General features: G+C 65.0%; 15 protein-coding genes and 1 riboswitch. Of the genes, 7 read left to right on the plus strand and 8 right to left on the minus strand.

Annotated features, from left to right (window positions below; genetic code table 11):
- Positions 1-70: 70 nt before the first annotated feature.
- Positions 71-1,345: a DUF3443 domain-containing protein gene (locus P3T42_RS06000; protein ID WP_429305437.1), complete on the minus strand. Its 1,275-nt coding sequence runs from the start codon at positions 1,343-1,345 to the stop codon at positions 71-73.
- A gap of 12 nt (positions 1,346-1,357) precedes the next feature.
- On the minus strand, positions 1,358-1,765 hold the full coding sequence (locus tag P3T42_RS06005; RefSeq protein WP_290439578.1) for a DUF2844 domain-containing protein: 408 nt from the start codon (positions 1,763-1,765) through the stop codon (positions 1,358-1,360).
- A 524-nt stretch (positions 1,766-2,289) separates the two neighbouring features.
- On the opposite strand from P3T42_RS06005, the gene bamC reads away from it, so the two are divergent.
- Together bamC and P3T42_RS06015 are read left to right on the plus strand one after the other, a co-directional pair.
- A complete protein-coding gene (gene bamC / locus P3T42_RS06010) occupies positions 2,290-3,522 on the plus strand; it encodes an outer membrane protein assembly factor BamC (protein ID WP_429305438.1) in 1,233 nt (410 codons plus the stop codon).
- A 144-nt stretch (positions 3,523-3,666) separates the two neighbouring features.
- Positions 3,667-3,816, plus strand: coding sequence for a hypothetical protein (locus P3T42_RS06015; RefSeq protein WP_171991711.1), 150 nt, complete (start codon positions 3,667-3,669; stop codon positions 3,814-3,816).
- A 489-nt stretch (positions 3,817-4,305) separates the two neighbouring features.
- On the opposite strand, the gene P3T42_RS06020 is transcribed toward P3T42_RS06015, so the two are convergent.
- The 4 genes from P3T42_RS06020 to thiC form a co-directional block, all read right to left on the minus strand.
- Positions 4,306-5,241 carry a DMT family transporter gene (locus P3T42_RS06020; protein ID WP_429305439.1) on the minus strand — a complete coding sequence of 312 codons (936 nt, stop codon included), beginning with the start codon at positions 5,239-5,241 and terminating at the stop codon, positions 4,306-4,308.
- Between the two features lie 265 nt (positions 5,242-5,506).
- Complete coding sequence (locus tag P3T42_RS06025) at positions 5,507-7,105, minus strand: L-lactate permease (RefSeq protein WP_074300045.1); 1,599 nt, start codon at positions 7,103-7,105, stop codon at positions 5,507-5,509.
- Between the two features lie 349 nt (positions 7,106-7,454).
- The gene (locus P3T42_RS06030; RefSeq protein WP_074300044.1) at positions 7,455-7,976 is read right to left on the minus strand and encodes a hypothetical protein; all 522 of its coding nucleotides are present in this window, start codon (positions 7,974-7,976) and stop codon (positions 7,455-7,457) included.
- A gap of 317 nt (positions 7,977-8,293) precedes the next feature.
- Complete coding sequence (gene thiC, locus P3T42_RS06035; RefSeq protein WP_429305440.1) at positions 8,294-10,225, minus strand: phosphomethylpyrimidine synthase ThiC; 1,932 nt, start codon at positions 10,223-10,225, stop codon at positions 8,294-8,296.
- Between the two features lie 90 nt (positions 10,226-10,315).
- A riboswitch (TPP riboswitch) is annotated at positions 10,316-10,434 on the minus strand.
- 350 nt (positions 10,435-10,784) lie between these two features.
- Between thiC and P3T42_RS06040 the strand changes: the two genes are divergently transcribed.
- The 4 genes from P3T42_RS06040 (at position 10,785) to P3T42_RS06055 (ending at position 13,926) form a co-directional block, all read left to right on the plus strand.
- On the plus strand, positions 10,785-11,435 hold the full coding sequence (locus tag P3T42_RS06040) for a cytochrome b/b6 domain-containing protein (RefSeq protein WP_429305441.1): 651 nt from the start codon (positions 10,785-10,787) through the stop codon (positions 11,433-11,435).
- An 11-nt stretch (positions 11,436-11,446) separates the two neighbouring features.
- Positions 11,447-12,241, plus strand: coding sequence for a molybdopterin-dependent oxidoreductase (locus tag P3T42_RS06045; protein WP_429305442.1), 795 nt, complete (start codon positions 11,447-11,449; stop codon positions 12,239-12,241).
- A 95-nt stretch (positions 12,242-12,336) separates the two neighbouring features.
- Positions 12,337-12,600 carry a pentapeptide MXKDX repeat protein gene (locus tag P3T42_RS06050; RefSeq protein WP_074300040.1) on the plus strand — a complete coding sequence of 88 codons (264 nt, stop codon included), beginning with the start codon at positions 12,337-12,339 and terminating at the stop codon, positions 12,598-12,600.
- Positions 12,601-13,008: 408 nt separating this feature from the next.
- Entirely contained in the window at positions 13,009-13,926 is a 918-nt protein-coding gene (locus P3T42_RS06055; RefSeq protein WP_429305443.1) for an EamA family transporter, read from the plus strand.
- Positions 13,927-14,005: 79 nt separating this feature from the next.
- Here the strand turns inward: P3T42_RS06055 and P3T42_RS06060 are convergent, their stop codons facing one another.
- The gene (locus P3T42_RS06060) at positions 14,006-16,036 is read right to left on the minus strand and encodes an FAD-dependent oxidoreductase (protein ID WP_429305444.1); all 2,031 of its coding nucleotides are present in this window, start codon (positions 16,034-16,036) and stop codon (positions 14,006-14,008) included.
- Positions 16,037-16,451: 415 nt separating this feature from the next.
- Between P3T42_RS06060 and P3T42_RS06065 the strand changes: the two genes are divergently transcribed.
- Positions 16,452-17,243, plus strand: a complete 792-nt coding sequence (locus P3T42_RS06065) for a DUF4397 domain-containing protein (RefSeq protein WP_074300037.1) — start codon at positions 16,452-16,454, stop codon at positions 17,241-17,243.
- A 321-nt stretch (positions 17,244-17,564) separates the two neighbouring features.
- Here the strand turns inward: P3T42_RS06065 and P3T42_RS06070 are convergent, their stop codons facing one another.
- Positions 17,565-17,699 (minus strand): entericidin A/B family lipoprotein, encoded by a 135-nt coding sequence (locus P3T42_RS06070; RefSeq protein WP_074300036.1) that lies wholly within the window; start codon positions 17,697-17,699, stop codon positions 17,565-17,567.
- Between the last annotated feature and the right edge of the window lie 56 nt (positions 17,700-17,755).

Here is a 17,755-nt window from a genome sequence, read left to right on the forward strand (position 1 = left end):
GCCGTCGGACCTTGACCAGGAATCAGCCTCCCGCCGCCGCGCGCCCAGGGCCGATAAACCCGCCGGGTGTTTAGAACGCGTAGTACGGACCGGCGCCCGCCGAGGTCAGGCGCGCTTCGATCGCGGTGTAGATGCGGCGTCCGTAGAAGAACGGCAGGCCCCAGCCGAAACTGTTGCTGGTGATGCCGGCAAGGTTGTTGAAGGCGTTATTCGCGCTGTTGAACAGCGTTCGCGAATTGCCGATGGAATACGCCACCGTCGAGCTGGTGCCGTCCGTGCCCGCGATGCTGGCGGTCGCCGAGAGCGGTGTGGTGGGGCAGTACCACAGTCCGCATTGCGGCAGCGCGGCGTTGGCGATGAAGAGCGCATTCGAGCCGCTGTCCAGGTAGCTTTGCGAGTAGGTTTGTCCGCCGCTGACCGTCGTCACATAGCCGCTCTGCGAATTCGCCCGCAGCACCGTCGCGCCGCCGAGCACGTTGTTGGCCTGCGTGCCGATGCCGAAGATCAGCGAGCCCTCGACCGACGGCGCGCCGCTATCGGCGATGGCGGGCAGGTCGATGACTACGCCGTTGTTGTCGAGCGCGAATGCGCTGACCGGATTCGCGACCTGCTGGGCGAGCGGCTGGATGCTGGACTGGCAGGCGCCGCTCGCCGGGCAACTGTAGTACCAGCGCGGCAGGGCGGAATTGGCGCAGGCGCTGCCGCAATCCGCCGCGAACAGGCCGACACCCAGGATACCGTTGCTGCGCAAGCCTGCGGTGGTCTGCATGGCGCGGCCCGAGGCGGCGCAGTCGGACGGCACGCTGGGCACGGTGGGGTCGGCGATCAACTGGATCGGCAGCGAGGCGGCGAGCTGGCCGGCCATCCGCACGTCCGCGCTACGCACCGCCCCCCACGTGTAGCCGCCGCCGAACACCGCGCATTCGCCGGCCGCGCCGCCGCCCGACGGCAGCGCCGGCAACTGCAGGGCGGCTGGCAGCGCCGAGGCGAGAATGCGCAGCCCCTGCGAGCCGGTATCGACCTGAATGTCGTCGATGGTCGCGCAGTTGCTGGTGCCGGGCTCGCAGACCGTGACGCTGGTGGTCAGTATGTTGCGCGTCAGACCGGGGGCCGCGGCCACGGCGACCGGCTGGATGTTCGGCGTGCTGGACTGGGGAATCGCCGCGGGACTGCTGGGCAGGCTGGCGGCAAGCGGCGCGCTTGCCGCACCGGAGGAGGAGGCCGGCGCGGCGGCTGCGCCGGTGGTGTTGGCGGTAGCGCTGCTTCCGCCGCCACCGCCGCAGGCGGCGAGGAAGCTGCCAAGCACGCTGCACAGCACGAGCAGGGACACGATGCGGGTCGGCATGAGGGGGCTCCTTCAGGGTAGATCGGCAGGTGTGACGCCGGCGGGCAGGGCGCCCGGCAGCCAGGCGCGGCCCACGTAGCTGCGCATCTGGCCGCCGGACTCCACGACCAGGTCGGGCTGCGCGACGCGCGATGCGTGCAGGTCCTGGTTCTCGCCGGCGGCGAACCCCGCGGCCGCGCCGGCCCGGTAGGAGGCGTCGTAGGCGCCGAGCAGCGCCGGCAGGTCGGGCACCGTCGGCCCCTGCCAGGTGTAGGCGAAGATCTGGCCGGTGCTGGAGGCGTATTCGTTGACCGTCGTGCCGCCCGCGTCGACGTGCGTGCGCCTTTGCACCGCGCCGTTCAGCAGGGCGACCGGCGCGCCGCCCGGGCCCCCTGGCGCGGCGGCCATGGCGTCGCCAAGGGCCGCCTGGGCGTCTGTCATGGGAAGTAATACAGCCAGCGCCGCCGACAATGCGACACCGCCACAAATAGGGATAGTGATCATCCTCGATACCCGCATGGCCGGCCTCCCTTCATTGTTTTCAAGATGTTCAATTCAAGATAACACTGAGGTTTCCTGATCAATGCGGGCAGGACTGAACGGGCTCCTCCGTGATCTCAAAAACGGCAGTTGTGGAGGCTGGGAATAGCTCGATAAAACAAGGGGATAGCGCGTCTGTCAGGACACTCTGACGTCGCTGTGGGGAATGTTGTGAACTGTTAAATCCAGCGTGCGCGACGGGTCAGAAAAGCATTCGCGGCGGCGAATTTTCTGTCGGATTCGAAGCGCTTTCGACGCACGTTTTCCGCACCTGGCGAAGCCTCGCCACGACCGCTCAAAATCGCCTTTGATATGCCGTAAGGCGGGCGCCAAACCGGCTTTTTGCACATGTTGGTCCGGGATCGGTAAAATAACGGGTTGATCCACGGAAACTTGCCGTGGCGTAGCGGAAGGATTCCCTGAACATGACTGATCTTCGTCTTACCAAGCGGTATGCAGTATTGCTGATGGCAGGCGGGCTGGTCGCCGGCTGCGGTACCTCGTCGCCGACCCAGATTGACTACAAGAGCGACTCCAAATCCAAGCAGGTGTCGCTGGCCGTGCCGCCGAACATGATCGATGAGACGTCCGATCAGCGCTCGCTTCCGCCGCAGGGCGGCGAGACTTCGTTGTCCACGCTCAAGCAGGTTCAGGCACAGGCGCCGGTTTCCGACCTCACTGTCGTGCCGGCCGTCAAGGGCATGCATATTCAGCGCGACGGCAGCGAGAGCTGGCTCGTGATCGACGGCAAGACGCCTGATCAGGCCTGGGCCCAGATCCGCCGCTTCTGGCAGGAGCAGGGCTTCCTGCTGGTCGTGGATCAGCGCGACAAGGGCGTGATGGAGACGGACTGGAACGAAACCCATGCGCAGATCAACGACGGCCTGATCCGCGATACGCTGTCGAAGGCCATGGGCAACTCGTACGTGGCCTCCGAGCGCAACAAGTACCGCACCCGCCTCGAAACGGCGCCTAACGGCGGCACGTACGTGTTCATCAGCCAGAAGGGCCTGCAGGAGGTCCTTACCGGCGCGAACAACGACTCCACCACGTGGCAGCCCAAGCCGAACGACCCGGGTCTCGAAACGGAGTACCTGAAGCGCCTGATGGCGTCGCTGCAAACGGCCGACGCACGTGCCGCGGCGGGCGACACGCAGGGCACGGCGCTGTCGCCGGCCGGCACGCAGACGGCGCCGGGCGCGGCCACCGCAGGGGCGAACTCCGCTGCTGCGAAGGCGGCGGCCGAAAACGTCGCCGCGTCCACCCAGCCGCCCATGCCGGACCAGAACGTGACGTCGAACACGTCGGCGCAATACACGTCTACCGAGCTCACGCTCGGCGAGCCGTATGACCGCGCCTGGGTGCGTGTGGGCATCGCGCTGGATCGCAGCAACTTCACGGTGGACAACCGCGATCGCACGCGCGGCCTGTATTCGATCCGCTATGTGGATCCGAAGGACCTGGCCTCCGCCGAACAGGGCTTCTGGAGCCAGGTGTTCCACGGCAAGACCGAGAAGGTCGCCAAGCAGTACCTCGTGAACGTGCGCGCGGTCACGCCGGACCAGACCCGCGTTGCGGTGGTCGACGACAAGGGCAATATCGACGCGTCGCAACCGGCCAAGGAAATCATGAGCCTCGTGGTCGATCAGTTGCGCTGATCTGCCGGCAGCTCGGTTAAAAACCCGCCTGGGATGGTTTCCAGGCGGGTTTTTTTATGGCCGGCTGACCGGTGCGGTCTCGCGGCCATGCCCTTCGCATGGAGTTTGCTTGTCTGGCTAAAACCATGACCAAGGAGACCCACCATGTTCGACATCATTCCCTACTGGATGTGGGCAGCCAGCCTGCTCGTTCTTGCGCTCGTGTGCGGCGCGGCGCTATCGGCACAGGAGTCGGAGCGCACCTTGATGCGTGCGCGTCATCCGGTGCAGCGCGCCAGACGGTGGCTGCGGTGAGCCCGCGCGCGGCCTCTGTCACCGCGTGTGCGGACCGCACGTAACGTGACGTTACGGCGTAACGCGCTGCACAAATCCCCTCTATCTACTTGGCGCCCAAAAAATAGACATAAAAATCAAGGGCTTGCCATTGTGTGTCAACGACATTTCAGCTTGGCACGCAAGCTGCTTTTATCTACCTCATGGGGCCCGATGGCCGCGTGGCAGCCGCTCCGGCGACTGCCTCACGCGAACCTCGACCCGCCTCGACACAAGATGATTGTTAGCGCCGGCCGACGAGCCGGTGCTTTGCCCGATGACGGCCTGCGCGCGTGGCGCGCGGCCCTGGTGGCCCCGTCGCCTATCCTCGTAGGGCGACGGTTTCGCCCGCGCTCCCATGGAGCGCGGGCTATTTTTTTGGCCCGGGGGATTCGCGAAAGGGAAGGCTGGAGATGGCGTTGCGAGTGGAGGTGGCGCCGGGTGAAGGCGCCAGCGCCGCATTCAACGCTTTCAGGTATCCGCGCGGCTAGGCCGGCGCGGCCCCACCCACGGAATCCGCTTGATCACGCCGGTGGCGAGCGCGGTGCCGATCAGGATCACCACGCAGCCTTCGAGCATGCCCGGCGAGACGCTTTCGCCGAGGAACAGCGCGCCCCACAGGATGCCGAAGATCGGGATCACGAACGTCACGGTAATGGCGCGCGCCGGACCGATCGTGGCGAGCAGATGGAAGAACAGCATATAGGCGACGCCGGTGCAGGCGACGCCCAGCGCGATCACCGCGCCCCACGCGTGCAGCGAGACGGGGGCGGCCGGCCAGAAGATCACCGCCAGCGGCAGCAGCACGACGGTGGCGCCGGTCATGGTGCCGGCGGCGACCGTGAGCGCATCGACGCCGGTCAGATAGCGCTTCGTATAGTTGGCGGCAATGCCGTACAGCAGGGTGGCGCCGAGCGCGGCGCCGGCGGCCAGCGCGGCGGTCAGGGGCGTTGCGGCGCCGCCGTGCGGCGTGGCAATCTGATCCCACACGAGCATCAGCACGCCAAGGAAGCCGATCACGAGGCCCACGCTGCGCAGCGCACTGAGGCGGTCCTTGAGCCACAGGAAGGCGACCAGCGCGCCCCACAGCGGCGTGGTCGCGTTGATCACCGACGTGACGCCCGCCGACAGCGTCAGCTCCGCGTATGCAAACAGGCAGAACGGCGCCGCCGAATTCAGGATGCCGACCACGACAAGCGGCAGCGCACGGCTGCGCAAGGTCGCGAGCGACTGGCGCACCGGCCGCCTTGCGAACAGCACGATCAGGAGGAACAGCGCGCCGATGCCGACCCGCAAGGCCATCAGCGGTGCAACGCCGAAGTCGGTCACGCCGACCCGGATGAAGAGAAACGACGCGCCCCACAGGGCGGCGAGGACGAGAAGCTGGAGCAGGTTTTTGGAATTCATGGAAGACGCGTCACGCGCGGTTGAGTCGAGACGCGAAAAGATGGTACCAGCGCGACTTCGCGGATATTTCACGCTGGAATGAAACAGCAAGATTCTCTTTGCTGCGGCCGGTTCGACGGGCTTAAGCGTAAGCGCCGTGGCGGTCGGCGTAAAACGATCAATTCTCACTGATATGTGAGAAAAATTGACAGAAGCCGAAGCTCGGGGCGAAAAAAAGCACGCCCTCGGGCGTGCCTCTTCGCATGACCGCGAGCGCGTCTTCAGCTCAATGCGGAATCATCCATTGCAGGTAGTTCTGCTGCAGCCACACGATGATGCCGAGCACGATCGTCAGGATCAGCGAGTGCTTGAACGTCTTCGCGAACACGACGCCTTCCTTGCCCTTGAGATCGGTGGTGGCGACGCCCGTGGAGATGTTCTGCGGCGAAATCATCTTGCCCATCACGCCGCCCGACGAGTTGGTCGCCGCCATCAGGATCGGGTTCAGGTTGAGCTGGTTGGCCGCCACCACCTGCAGGTTGCCGAACAGCGCGTTGCCCGAGGTATCGCTGCCCGACAGGAACACGGCGATCCAGCCGAGGAAGGCCGACACCAGCGGGAAGAACGCCCCCACCGACGCCACGCCCAGACCCAGCGTGTAGGTCAGTCCCGAGTAGTTCATCAGATAGGCGAGTCCGACGATGGTCGCCACCGTCAGGATGGCGATGCGCGTCTGCACCCACGTGTCGACGATGGCGGCGCCGAATTCGCGCACGGAGAGGCGCACGAGGAACGCCGTAATGATCGCCGCGACCAGAATCGCGGTGCCCGTGGCGAGCGGCTGGAAGTCCCAGACGGCGGCGTAGGGCGTGTGGTAGAGCGTGATGAACACGGCCTTGTCGAGGCCCGGCCACGGCACCTTGATGTCGCCGATCGTAAACACCTTGGCGATCGTCCAGACGATCACGACCACCGAGACGATGATCCACGGATACCAGCCCTGCGCGCCGCTGATCTTGCCGCGCACTTCGCCGATGCGGTCGATGTTGACCGCGAACTTCGGATCCACCACGGGCTTCCAGACCTTCAGGAAGGCCACCGTCGCGATCAGCGAGATCAGCGACGAGAGCACGTCGGTCAGGCTGTAGTTGATGTAGTTCGCGACGACGAACTGGGTGACGGCGAAGCTGCCGCCGGCCACCAGCAGCACCGGCCAGATGCGCAGCATGTTGCGGATGCCCGCATACACGGCGATCACGTAGAACGGCAGCAGGAACGCGAAGAACGGCAACTGGCGGCCGATCATCTGGGCGAGGCTGTCGGCGGGCAGGTGCGTGACCGCGGCGAGCACGGTGACCGGCACGCCGAGCGCGCCGAAGGCGACCGGCGCGGTGTCGAAGATCAGCGTGAAGGTAAGGGCCTCGAGCGTCGGGAAGCCGAGCAGGATCAGCAGCGAACTGGTGATGGCGACCGGCGTGCCGAAACCGGAGATGCCTTCGAGCAGCGCGCCGAACGAGAAGCCGACCACGACGAGCACGATGCGCCGGTCGTTCGGCAGATTGTCGATCATCCACATGCGAAACGCGGTGAAGCGGCCCGAGCGCTGCGCGATGTTGTAGAGCAGGATGGCGGCGACCACGATCCACATGATCGGCCAGAGCGCGAACACGGCGCCCGCGACCACCGTATCGATGGCGAGCCCGACCGGATACTGCCAGCCGAAGATCGCCACCAGCAGCCCGACGATCAGCCCGGCGAGCGAAGCCTGCCAGGCGGGGCGGCGAGCCCAGCCGAGGAGCACCAGCACGACCAGGATCGGCAGCGCGGCGACGAGAAACGACGGCAAGAGCGAATTGCCGATGGGGGTCAACAGTTGATGAAACATCACGTCTCCTTCGTTGTTGTTCGAATCGGCGCGACGGACTGCGTGCTGCGTGACGCGTCGGATAGGGCTGGACGGATGACGGTATGGCTGCGTGTGGAAACAGCACCGGAATCGCGTATTTAAACAGGTAGTGCGGATGCTGTTTGCAGCATAGAGCCCGCATGGACGCAGTCAAGACGGGAAACTACGGGCGAGGCGGCAGTCTGCGATGCAGATGGCGGGGAGGTGACGAGCAGGTGGCGCGGGGTTGGCGGGACGGTCAGATTGGGGAGGGGTGAAGCAGATGAAGCGGGTGCGGCGGTCCATTCGCTGGACGCCGTCACCCATAGCGCGACGTGCGAGGCCCGGCTTAGTGGTAGTGACCGTGCCAGCCACCGCCCCAACCGCCGCCCCAGTGTCCGCCGCCCCAGCAGCAACCGCCACCCCAGAATCCGGCAAAGCCGACCGACACCGACGGCCCCCAGTAACCCGGGTAGCCGTAACCATAGCCGTAGTACGCAGGGTAGGCCGGATAGGCCGGATAGTAAGCGGGGTACGTGGCGGGATAGGCCGGATAGGTCGAATAAGCCGGCGCCGGAGCCGGCACATAGGCTTGCTGGGTCGGCGCGTACGACGCGGACGGCACCACGTACGCTCCCCTGGTTGTGACCGACGGCGGCGGCGGAGCCGGGATCGCATCGTGGTTGTTCAATGCCGGCGCCGGCTCGCCGCTGGCCGTGACAGGCACCGCGGTCTGGGTGGACGCAGCCGGCACGGTGGCGTAATAGCCGTTCGCGCCGTAGGGATAGTAGCCGTACGGGTAGTAACAGCCCGCGAGAGCAAGCACCGCAGCCGCGGCGGCGAGGCGGCTGGTTACCGAAAGGAGATTCATGGCACGCTCCTGATGCGTCTGGATGCCGCGACAGTTGATAGTGATGATTGGATGGGCAAAACGGCACCTCCACTTAGCTTACGCCGTGCGGCCGGGCGTCAGGTTGCAAAGTCGTTACCGCTTATTTCAGTGGCTTATTGAGGATGATTTGCCTCTGCCGACACCGTCCGTTCTTCAGCGAGCCTCGTCGGACCGCGGTGAGCGTCGTCCCGTCCGTCCGCAAATGCAAGAGCCCGCCGGTGGCGGGCTCGACGCTGCATCGCAAGCAGGCAAGCGAGCGGGCGGGCGGCGCCTGCTGCATGCGCCGCCTGCTGCCCTTACTGCCGCTGATAAATCTCAGCGCCCTTCTTCATGAACTCGATCGACTTCACTTCCATGCCTTTTTTCAAGGCTTCGTCGTCGGTCACGCCTTGCTGCGCGGCGAACTCGCGCACGTCCTGGGTGATCTTCATCGAGCAGAAGTGCGGGCCGCACATCGAGCAGAAGTGCGCGACCTTGGCCGAGTCCTTCGGCAGCGTTTCGTCGTGGAATTCGCGCGCCTTGTCCGGGTCGAGGCCGAGGTTGAACTGGTCTTCCCAGCGGAACTCGAAGCGTGCCTTCGACAGCGCGTTGTCCCGCACCTGCGCACCCGGATGACCCTTCGCCAGATCCGCCGCGTGGGCCGCGAGCTTGTAGGTGATGATGCCGGTCTTGACGTCGTCCTTGTTCGGCAGACCCAGGTGTTCCTTCGGCGTCACGTAGCAGAGCATCGCCGTGCCGAACCAGCCGATCATCGCAGCGCCGATGCCCGACGTGATGTGGTCGTAGCCGGGGGCGATGTCGGTGGTCAACGGTCCCAGCGTGTAGAACGGCGCTTCGTCGCACCATTCCAGTTGCAGGTCCATGTTTTCCTTGATCAGTTGCATCGGCACGTGGCCGGGGCCTTCGATCATCGTCTGCACGTCGTGCTTCCACGCGATCTGCGTGAGTTCGCCGAGCGTCTTCAGCTCGCCGAGCTGCGCTTCGTCGTTGGCGTCGTAGATCGAACCGGGACGCAGGCCGTCGCCGAGCGAGAACGCCACGTCGTAGGCCTTCATGATTTCGCAGATGTCTTCGAAGTGCTCGTACAGGAAGCTTTCCTTGTGATGAGCCAGACACCACTTCGCCATGATCGAGCCGCCGCGCGAGACGATGCCCGTCATGCGTTTGGCGGTGAGCGGCACGTATTGCAGACGCACGCCGGCGTGGATCGTGAAGTAGTCGACGCCTTGCTCGGCCTGTTCGATCAGCGTGTCGCGGAAGATTTCCCACGTCAGGTCTTCGGCCTTGCCGTTGACCTTTTCCAGCGCCTGGTAGATCGGCACCGTGCCGATCGGCACCGGCGAATTGCGGATGATCCACTCGCGCGTTTCGTGGATGTGCTTGCCGGTGGAGAGATCCATCACCGTGTCGCCGCCCCAGCGGATCGCCCACGTCATCTTGTCGACTTCTTCGCCGATCGACGAGGTCACCGCCGAGTTGCCGATGTTCGCATTCACCTTCACGAGGAAGTTACGGCCGATGATCATCGGCTCGCTTTCCGGGTGATTGATGTTGTTCGGGATGATCGCGCGGCCACGCGCGACTTCTTCGCGCACGAATTCCGCCGTGATGGCCGTGAGGCCGTTCGGACCGAATGCGCTCGCGCCGAATGCTTGCCCCGGATGCTGGCGGCCCATCATCGCGGCGAGCTTTTCGCCGTTCGGGCCGCTCGTCTTCAGGGTCTCCAGATACGCGGCGCGCTGCTGGTTTTCGCGGATCGCGATGTACTCCATCTCCGGCGTGACGATGCCTTTGCGCGCGTAGTGCATCTGCGAGACATTGGCGCCCGCTTTGGCGCGGCGCGGCGTGCGGTGCAGGCCCTGGAAGCGCAGATCGGCGGTGGCGGTATCGGCGGCGCGTTCACGGCTGAAGTCGCTGGAGAGGCCGCTCAGCGCTTCGGTGTCGCCGCGCTCTTCGATCCAGCGCTGGCGCAGTGCCGGCAGACCGGCGCGGATGTCGATCGTGGCGTCCGGATCGGAGTAGGGGCCCGACGTGTCGTAGACGTAGACGGGCGGATTCTTCTCGCCACCGAAGCTGTCCGGTGTATCCGACTGGGTGATTTCGCGCATCGGCACGCGGATGTCGGGGCGCGAGCCAGTGACGTAGATCTTGCGGGAATTCGGCAGCGGGGCGACAGCGGCCGCATCGACGTGAGCGTCGGCGGAAAGGAACTTCGGATTGGCGTTCATGCGGATCTCCATGCAAAGCTATGTGGGGCCGCTAAGCAGGAGACGAGACGGAAGTTGTCGGAATTCGCGAGAGGATGAGGCGGTGCTGCGGTGCGAATTCCGTACGCTTCCCTGCGCTGGCATTATCCAGATCAGGTTCAAAGGGTATTTCTCACCCACGCAGCACAGACCTCCAACCTCTGTGCGACGCAGGACCCCCGCGTTAGCAGCGCACACGATACACCGGCCGCGCGGTGCTTGGCAACCGGTCTTGAAATCGGCGCTGCGCGATCCCTGGCCAGCTTACAGCCGGGGAGGCTTGTCTCGATTAGGCTACGCGGCGTGATGCGCCGCAGCATGAAAGGTGAGGCGGGCTGGTCTGCGGTGCGATGTTCTCACGGGTTTTCGCGTGTCTTTTTCTCCCTCCCCAAAAAATATTTCGGTTCCGTTGTCATAACGGCCGGCGTGGGCCGACAAACGTGCAGATTCCCTGATGGAGCCTGCCATTGACCGGTCACGACGACATTCGCTGAGCTCCGCTACCCGCAGCGCCTCATATTCCTGATTCACGGAGCTTCACATGGCTACCCCTCACATCTCATCCGGCACGGCGCCGCCCGCCGCACCCCCCGCTGCACCGTGCACCGGTCCGATTCACCCGGTGTGGGTTCGCGTCACGCACTGGCTCAATGCGCTGGCCGCAATCACGATGATGCTCTCCGGCTGGCGCATCTACGACGCGTCGCCGATCTTCAAAGGCTTCACCTTCCCGCCATCGCTCACACTCGGCGGCTGGCTCGGCGGAGCGTTGCAATGGCACTTCGCGGCGATGTGGCTGCTGTTCTTCAACGGCCTCGTCTATCTCGCCCTCAACCTGGCGAGCCGGCGTTTCTTTCGCAAGTTTCTGCCGTTGTCGCCGCGCGCCATCCTGCACGACTTCGTCGCCGCGCTGACCGGCAAGTTGTCGCACGCCGATCTGCGCGTCTACAACGCGGTGCAGCGATTCGCCTACGTGTTCGTGGTGTGCGACCTGATCGTACTGGTGCTCTCGGGTCTTGCGATCTGGAAGTCGGTGCAGTTTCCGCTGCTGCGCGAACTGATGGGCGGCTACGACAACGCGCGCATCGTGCACTTCTGTGCGATGTCGTTGATGGCGGCTTTTATCGTCGTGCACCTGGCGATGGTGGCACTCGTCCCGCGCTCGCTGCTCGCGATGCTGCGTGGTCGTTAAGGAAACCTGACATGAACACCCCAGACAAAAAACCGGCCCGGCGCATGCTCTCGAGCCAGCTTGACCGCGAGTCGATCCTGATCGACGCACGCCGTGAACTCTCGATGCCGTCGCGGCGCCTGTTCGGCAGGCAGTTGCTGACGCTCGGCGGCCTGTCGATGCTGACCGGCTGCTCGCTCACCGACGACAAATCGGTGAACGCGTTTCTCACGGCCGTCTCGCGTCTGAACGATCGCGCCCAGGCCTTTATCTTCGATCCGCAGCAACTGGCGCCGACCTACACCGAAGCGCAGATCACGCGGCCGTTCCCGTTCAACGCGTTCTACGACGTCGATTCCGCGCCCGTGGTCGATCCCACGGACTACCGGCTGAAAGTGAGCGGCCTCGTCACCGGCCAGCGCACCTGGAGCTTGCCCGAGCTGTACGCGCTGCCGCACGCCGAGCAGATCACGCGCCACATCTGCGTGGAGGGCTGGAGCGCGATCGGCCGCTGGGGCGGCACGCCGTTCGCCGGTTTCCTGCGCCGCGTCGGCGCCGACACCAGCGCGAAGTACGTCGGCTTCAAATGCGCCGACGACTACTACGAAAGCATCGACATGGCGACGGCCCTGCATCCGCAGACGCTTCTCACCTTCGAATACGACGGCGAGCGTTTGCCCACGAAATACGGCTTCCCGATGAAGCTGCGCATGCCGACCAAGCTCGGCTACAAGAATCCGAAGCACATCGTCGAGATGTTCGTCACGAATACCTTCCCTGGCGGCTATTGGGTCGACCAGGGCTACAACTGGTTCGGAGGCTCCTGACGCGCGCGGGTTGGGCCCGACCCTCGAGCGGCAGAAGCTTCGGAAACACGCCGGCATGACCGGCTCTCACTATCCACAACAAACGGAGTTATCCCATGAAGAAGTTCGCAATCGCAGCACTGGCCGTAGCGTTTCTGACGAGCGGAACGGCCGCCTTCGCGCAGGCAAGCGGAGCCATGTCGAACGACGCGATGTCGCACGACACCATGAAGAAGGACAGCATGTCGAAAGACGCGATGGGCAAGGACAGCATGAAGAAAGACAGCATGTCGAAGGACGGCATGTCGAAAGACACGATGAAGAAGGGCAACGATGCAATGGGCATGAAGCACGACGCATCGGGTGCGATGGCCAACTGATCCCGGTTCGATCCGGGTTCACGCGCACCGTCCAGGTGCGGCAGGCTCGGGCCGGGGCACAGTCCCCGGCCTGCTGCTTTGCGGATACAGAATTTACGATTCTTTCATGGACGCCCGACGGCGTTCCTGCATAATGCTGCGGTGCGCCGAACGGTTGGCGCACGGGGCGCTGGCCGGCTTGTCCGCGGTTGCCCGCCGCTCTCGGGCGGCTCCGCTTGCACGGTGCATCGTGACGGCGCGGGCGCCTTGCTGGGCCTGTGTTTGCCGTCCCTCGTCCTTCTCCCTGTTCTACCGCCATGTCTTTCAGCCTCGCCCGCCAGGCCGCATTTCCGATGCGGCGTCCGCCATCCGGCCTTAGGGTCACCAGCGGGGGCGCAAGGCCTCGAACGGTAGAGGCGGGTTGAACGCATGGCGCTGTCATTTCCCAGCCGTTTTCCACTCCGTCTGCCCCAGTCCCGTAACGGACGCATCGCGCTTGCGCTCGCCGTCGTCTATCTGGTGTGGGGCTCCACGTATCTCGCCGTGCACGTGGCGCTCGGCTCGTTTCCGCCGCTGTTGATGTCGGGCTTGCGCAACCTGTTTGCCGGGATTGGCCTCTTCGTGTTCGCCGTGCGCCGCGATCCGGTCTGGCCGAGTGCCGCCGAAATCCGCAACGCGGGCCTCGTCGGCACCATGCTGGTCGGACTGTCGAGCGGCATGCTGGCCTATGGGATGCGCACCGTCGGCACCGGCACGGCCGCCGTGATGGTGGCCACGGTGCCGCTGTTCGCCACTGTCATCGCTGCTGTCGCGGGGCGCAAGATTGGACGGGGCGAATGGTTTGCGGTGGGACTCGGTCTCGTCGGCATTGCCATTCTGAGCCATGGCGGTGGCGCAACCGGCTCGGCCGGCGGCAGCCTCGCGATTCTGTGCGGCGCGCTGTTCTGGGCCGGTGGCGCGCATCTCGCTGGCCGCCTGAAACTGCCGTCGGACCTGTTTCTGTCCACCTCGTTGCAGATCGGCCTGGGCGGGGCCATGTCGACGGTCGTCGCCTGGGTCTCGGGTGAGCGCATGGGCGACGTGCATTTTCTGCCGGTGCTGGCGTTTCTCTACCTGATGCTGGTGGGCACCATGGCCGCTTATGTTGCGTATGGGTACCTGATCCGGCATACGAGCCCGATCATCGCCAGCAGTTGCATGTACGTGAATCCGGTGGTGGCCGTCGCACTCGGCGCGCTGCTGCTAGGCGAGCCGGTAACGAGCGCGACGGTGATCGCGACGGTCGTGATTCTCGCGAGCGTCGGCTTGTCGTTCTGGTTCGACTACCGGCGCCGTGGGGTGGCTTGACGGCGGGCGCAGAACCTTGCGTCCGCGCCCGGCCTGAAAACGTCACGTCCCGCGTATCAAGCCCACTGTCCCGGCGTGGCTACAAGCGCGCGGCCAGTTCCGCGCCTTCGCGAATCGCCCGCTTCGCATCGAGTTCGGTGGCAAGCGCCGCGCCGCCGATCACGTGATAGCGCGGGCCGTCAGCGGGCGGTGTCGCAGGCTGCAGATCGCGCAACGAATCCTGCCCGGCGCAGATCACGATCGTCTCCACCTCGAGCCATTGCTCCGTACCTTCACGCGCGATCTTCAGACCGCGTGCGCCGATCTCCAGATACGACACGCCGTCGAGCATGCGCACGCCGTTGCGTGCCAGCGTCGCCCGATGGACCCAGCCTGAGGTCTTGCCGAGTCCCGCGCCCAGCTTGCCCGCCTTGCGCTGCAATAGCCAGATGTCGCGCACCGGCTGCGCGGGCGCCGGCGCCTTGAGACCACCACGCTCGCGCACCGTCAGGTCGACACCCCATTCGTCGAGCCACGCATCGCGCGGTTGCGGCAGCGGTTCGCCGGGGTGATGCAACAGAAACTCGCTGACGTCGAAGCCGATACCACCCGCGCCGATCACCGCTACGCTGCGTCCCACCGGCGCACCGCGCAGCACGTCGACGTAGGTCAGCACATTGGGCCCGTCGATGCCGGCAATCGCCGGGCGGCGCGGCACGATGCCGGTGGCGACGATCACGTCGTCATAGCCGCCTGCGGCGAGCAGCGCTGCATCGACGCGCGTGGCGAGCCGCACGTCGACGCTATGCCGCTGCAACTGGCTCTGGAAATAGCGGATCGTCTCGCTGAATTCTTCCTTGCCGGGCACGCGCATCGCGAGATTGAACTGCCCGCCGATGGTTGCGCTCGCATCGAACAGCGTGACGCGATGACCGCGCGAGGCGGCCACCGTCGCCGCCGACAATCCCGCCGGTCCCGCGCCCACCACGGCGATCGCGCGCGGCGTCTGCTGGCCGCCAAGCGGCCGGTACACCAGTTCCGTTTCACGTCCCGCGCGCGGATTGACGAGGCAGCTCGCGCGCCGGTTCTGGAACGTGTGATCGAGACAGGCCTGGTTGCAGGCAATACAGGTGTTGATTTCGTGCGCGCGGCCCTCGGCGGCTTTGATCACGAAGTCCGGATCGGCGAGCAGCGGCCGCGCGAGCGATACGAGGTCGCCCGCACCCTGGGCGAGCAGGTCTTCGGCGACTTCCGGCGTGTTGATGCGGTTCGAGACGATCACCGGCACCTTGACGGCGGCCTTCAGGCGCGCGCTGAGCGGTGCGAAGGCGGCACGCGGCACCGAGGTCACGATGGTCGGCACACGTGCCTCGTGCCAGCCGATGCCGGTGTTGAACATGGTCACGCCGGCCGCTTCGAGCGCCTGCGCGACCTGCACGGTTTCGTCCCACGTGTTGCCGCCTTCGACCAGATCGATCAGCGAGAGCCGGTACACCACGATGAAGCGCTCACCGCACGCGGCGCGCACGCTTTCGACAATCTCACGCGCGAGCCGCAGCCGGTTCTCGAGGCTGCCGCCGTAGACATCGGTGCGGCGGTTGGTGCGTGGACAGAGAAACTGGTTGAGCAGATAGCCCTCGCTGCCCATGATCTCCACGCCGTCGTAGCCGGCGCGTTGTGCAAGACGCGCACAGCGGGCGTAGTCGCGCACCGTCTTCGCGACGCCCGCGAGCGTCAACGCCCGCGGCTTGAATTTCGAAATCGGCGACTTGAGCGCCGAGGCGGACACCACAAACGGTTGATAGCCATAGCGCCCCGCGTGCAGGATCTGCAGCGCGATCTTGCCGCCTTCCGCATGCACGGCATCGGTCAGCAGACGGTGATTGCGCAGGTCGAACACCGAATTCAGCGTGCCGCCGAACGGCAGCAGCCAGCCTTGCCGGTTCGGCGAGATGCCGCCCGTGATGATCAGGCCGGCGCCGCCTTTGGCGCGCTCGCGGAAATAGGCGGCGAGCTTCGGATAGTTCCAGAAGCGGTCTTCCATGCCCGTATGCATCGAACCCATCACCACGCGGTTGCGCAGGGTGGTGAAACCGAGGTCGAGTTCTGAGAGTAAGAGTCGGTAAGGCATGCAACGGGCCTTGTAAAAGTGGGGTGCGCACGAACGATACACCCCGCGTCGCGTCTGTCTTCCGAGGAAAAATTCTAATCCGCCTGATGCATTGACTGCCATGCCGCTCTTCATGCCGCCGGAGCCGGTCTGGTGCATGCGGCACAGCGATTGCTGAATGCGAGCGTCACCAGGCGCGCATCCCATGTCGAGCGCTCCCACGGCACCTGGCACTGCAAGCCGGGTCCCGTGGGGACAGCAACCTGGCGCGGTCCGGTGTTGTCCGGCCGCGAGATGCGCACCAGGGATAAGGAGGGGGGCGTCGCCAGATCAATCCCGTCATGGACCGTGCGAGTTGTTCGCTCGCGCGGTCTCGGGTGGATCGGGCGCTCACATAACTAATGGGTCAAGACCCGACATCGATATAGGTGGATACATGAAGCTCATCCGAACCATGGTGGCGCTCGCTGGCGCTGCGGCCGTTTTGACGGCATGTGGTGGCAGCGGCAGCGACGCCGCAAAAACCCTTGGGATCACCGATCCGGAAATCCATTTCGTGCATGCCATTCCAGGCGGGCCCGCCGTCGACTTTCTCGTCAACGGCAAAGCGCCCGGTGGACAAACCGATATCAACTATCTGGGCGTGACGAATTTCACCAACATCGGCACGGGTAACACGACGGTTGCGTATGCCGATACGGGCACGACCACGGCACTTGCGAGCGGCAACTTCTCCGATGTCGCCAATGGTCACGAGTACACCGTAATCGCCTTGCCTGGGCTGACCTCGCCTGGCATCGGCCTGATCGACGATCCGTTCGACAAGGGCCTGCTCTCGAGCGATGCCCGCGTGCGCGCGTTCAATGCGTCGGCGAACGCGACCAACATCGATCTGTACATCGTGCCGGCGGGGACCAACATCAACACCGTGAGCCCGACCATGTCCGGCGTGCAGTTCAGCAATGCCGTGCCGGCGACCGGCCAGGACTCGCTGTATCTATCGGGCGGCACCTATGTCGCGATCGCCACGGCGGCCGGCAGCAAGACGCCGATCTTCCAGTCCGCGGGCTTCAGTCTCGCCAACAACGCCGACTGGCTGGTGACGACGGTGCCGATCGCCGGCGCGTTGAGCCAGTTGCTGCCGGGGCAGATCCATCTGCTGGTGGCGCAGGGCGGCAATACGGGGACGCCGGCGATCGAGTTGACGAATACGCTCACGGGTCAATAAGCGGTCAATGAGCGGTCGATAAGCGGCCAATGAGACGGTGACGTAGATAAGTTATGGCAGGGAGGGGCAGGGCGGCGGTCCACCGGCGGTGGGCCGCCGCTTTGTTTATGGCGCGAAGAGACGCGTGCGTGAAACGGCAAATCAGTTCGCTATGCTGATCAGTGGCGAGTGGTATCTTCGCCGTCTTCATACCCTCGGACATCGAACATCAGGCGCAAAAAAGCCCGGCGCGTTCACGCGCCGGGCTCATCTTGCCGATCGGTTTGAAGCGAGTTTGACGATGCCTGAGCGGCATCGTCAAACCGCACTACAAGGGATGCATTATTTGGCTTGCTCGGCGGAATTGGTCAGGTCGTGACCGCCGTTCGAGATGTCCTGACCGGCGCCCGCCATGGTATTGCAACCGGCGAGTGCTGCAGTCCCTGCAATGAGAAGCAAAGCGATGAGTCGAGTCATGAGTGTTCCCCTTTGAAGAATGCATTCGATAGACGCGCCCGACTGCCGGCGCGCGC

The organism is Paraburkholderia sp. GAS38 (assembly GCF_050434965.1).
Lineage (GTDB): Bacteria > Pseudomonadota > Gammaproteobacteria > Burkholderiales > Burkholderiaceae > Paraburkholderia > Paraburkholderia phenazinium_A.

Coding starts and splice junctions, on each gene's coding strand:
- P3T42_RS06015 (WP_171991711.1), top strand. CDS start 3,667: ATGTTCGACATCATTCCCTACTGGATGTGGGCAGCCAGCCTGCTCGTT.
- P3T42_RS06040 (WP_429305441.1), top strand. CDS start 10,785: ATGGCTACCCCTCACATCTCATCCGGCACGGCGCCGCCCGCCGCACCC.
- P3T42_RS06025 (WP_074300045.1), bottom strand. CDS start 7,105: ATGTTTCATCAACTGTTGACCCCCATCGGCAATTCGCTCTTGCCGTCG.
- P3T42_RS06060 (WP_429305444.1), bottom strand. CDS start 16,036: ATGCCTTACCGACTCTTACTCTCAGAACTCGACCTCGGTTTCACCACC.
- thiC (WP_429305440.1), bottom strand. CDS start 10,225: ATGAACGCCAATCCGAAGTTCCTTTCCGCCGACGCTCACGTCGATGCG.
- P3T42_RS06005 (WP_290439578.1), bottom strand. CDS start 1,765: ATGACAGACGCCCAGGCGGCCCTTGGCGACGCCATGGCCGCCGCGCCA.
- P3T42_RS06020 (WP_429305439.1), bottom strand. CDS start 5,241: ATGAATTCCAAAAACCTGCTCCAGCTTCTCGTCCTCGCCGCCCTGTGG.
- P3T42_RS06030 (WP_074300044.1), bottom strand. CDS start 7,976: ATGAATCTCCTTTCGGTAACCAGCCGCCTCGCCGCCGCGGCTGCGGTG.
- bamC (WP_429305438.1), top strand. CDS start 2,290: ATGACTGATCTTCGTCTTACCAAGCGGTATGCAGTATTGCTGATGGCA.
- P3T42_RS06000 (WP_429305437.1), bottom strand. CDS start 1,345: ATGCCGACCCGCATCGTGTCCCTGCTCGTGCTGTGCAGCGTGCTTGGC.
- P3T42_RS06050 (WP_074300040.1), top strand. CDS start 12,337: ATGAAGAAGTTCGCAATCGCAGCACTGGCCGTAGCGTTTCTGACGAGC.
- P3T42_RS06045 (WP_429305442.1), top strand. CDS start 11,447: ATGAACACCCCAGACAAAAAACCGGCCCGGCGCATGCTCTCGAGCCAG.
- P3T42_RS06070 (WP_074300036.1), bottom strand. CDS start 17,699: ATGACTCGACTCATCGCTTTGCTTCTCATTGCAGGGACTGCAGCACTC.
- P3T42_RS06065 (WP_074300037.1), top strand. CDS start 16,452: ATGAAGCTCATCCGAACCATGGTGGCGCTCGCTGGCGCTGCGGCCGTT.
- P3T42_RS06055 (WP_429305443.1), top strand. CDS start 13,009: ATGGCGCTGTCATTTCCCAGCCGTTTTCCACTCCGTCTGCCCCAGTCC.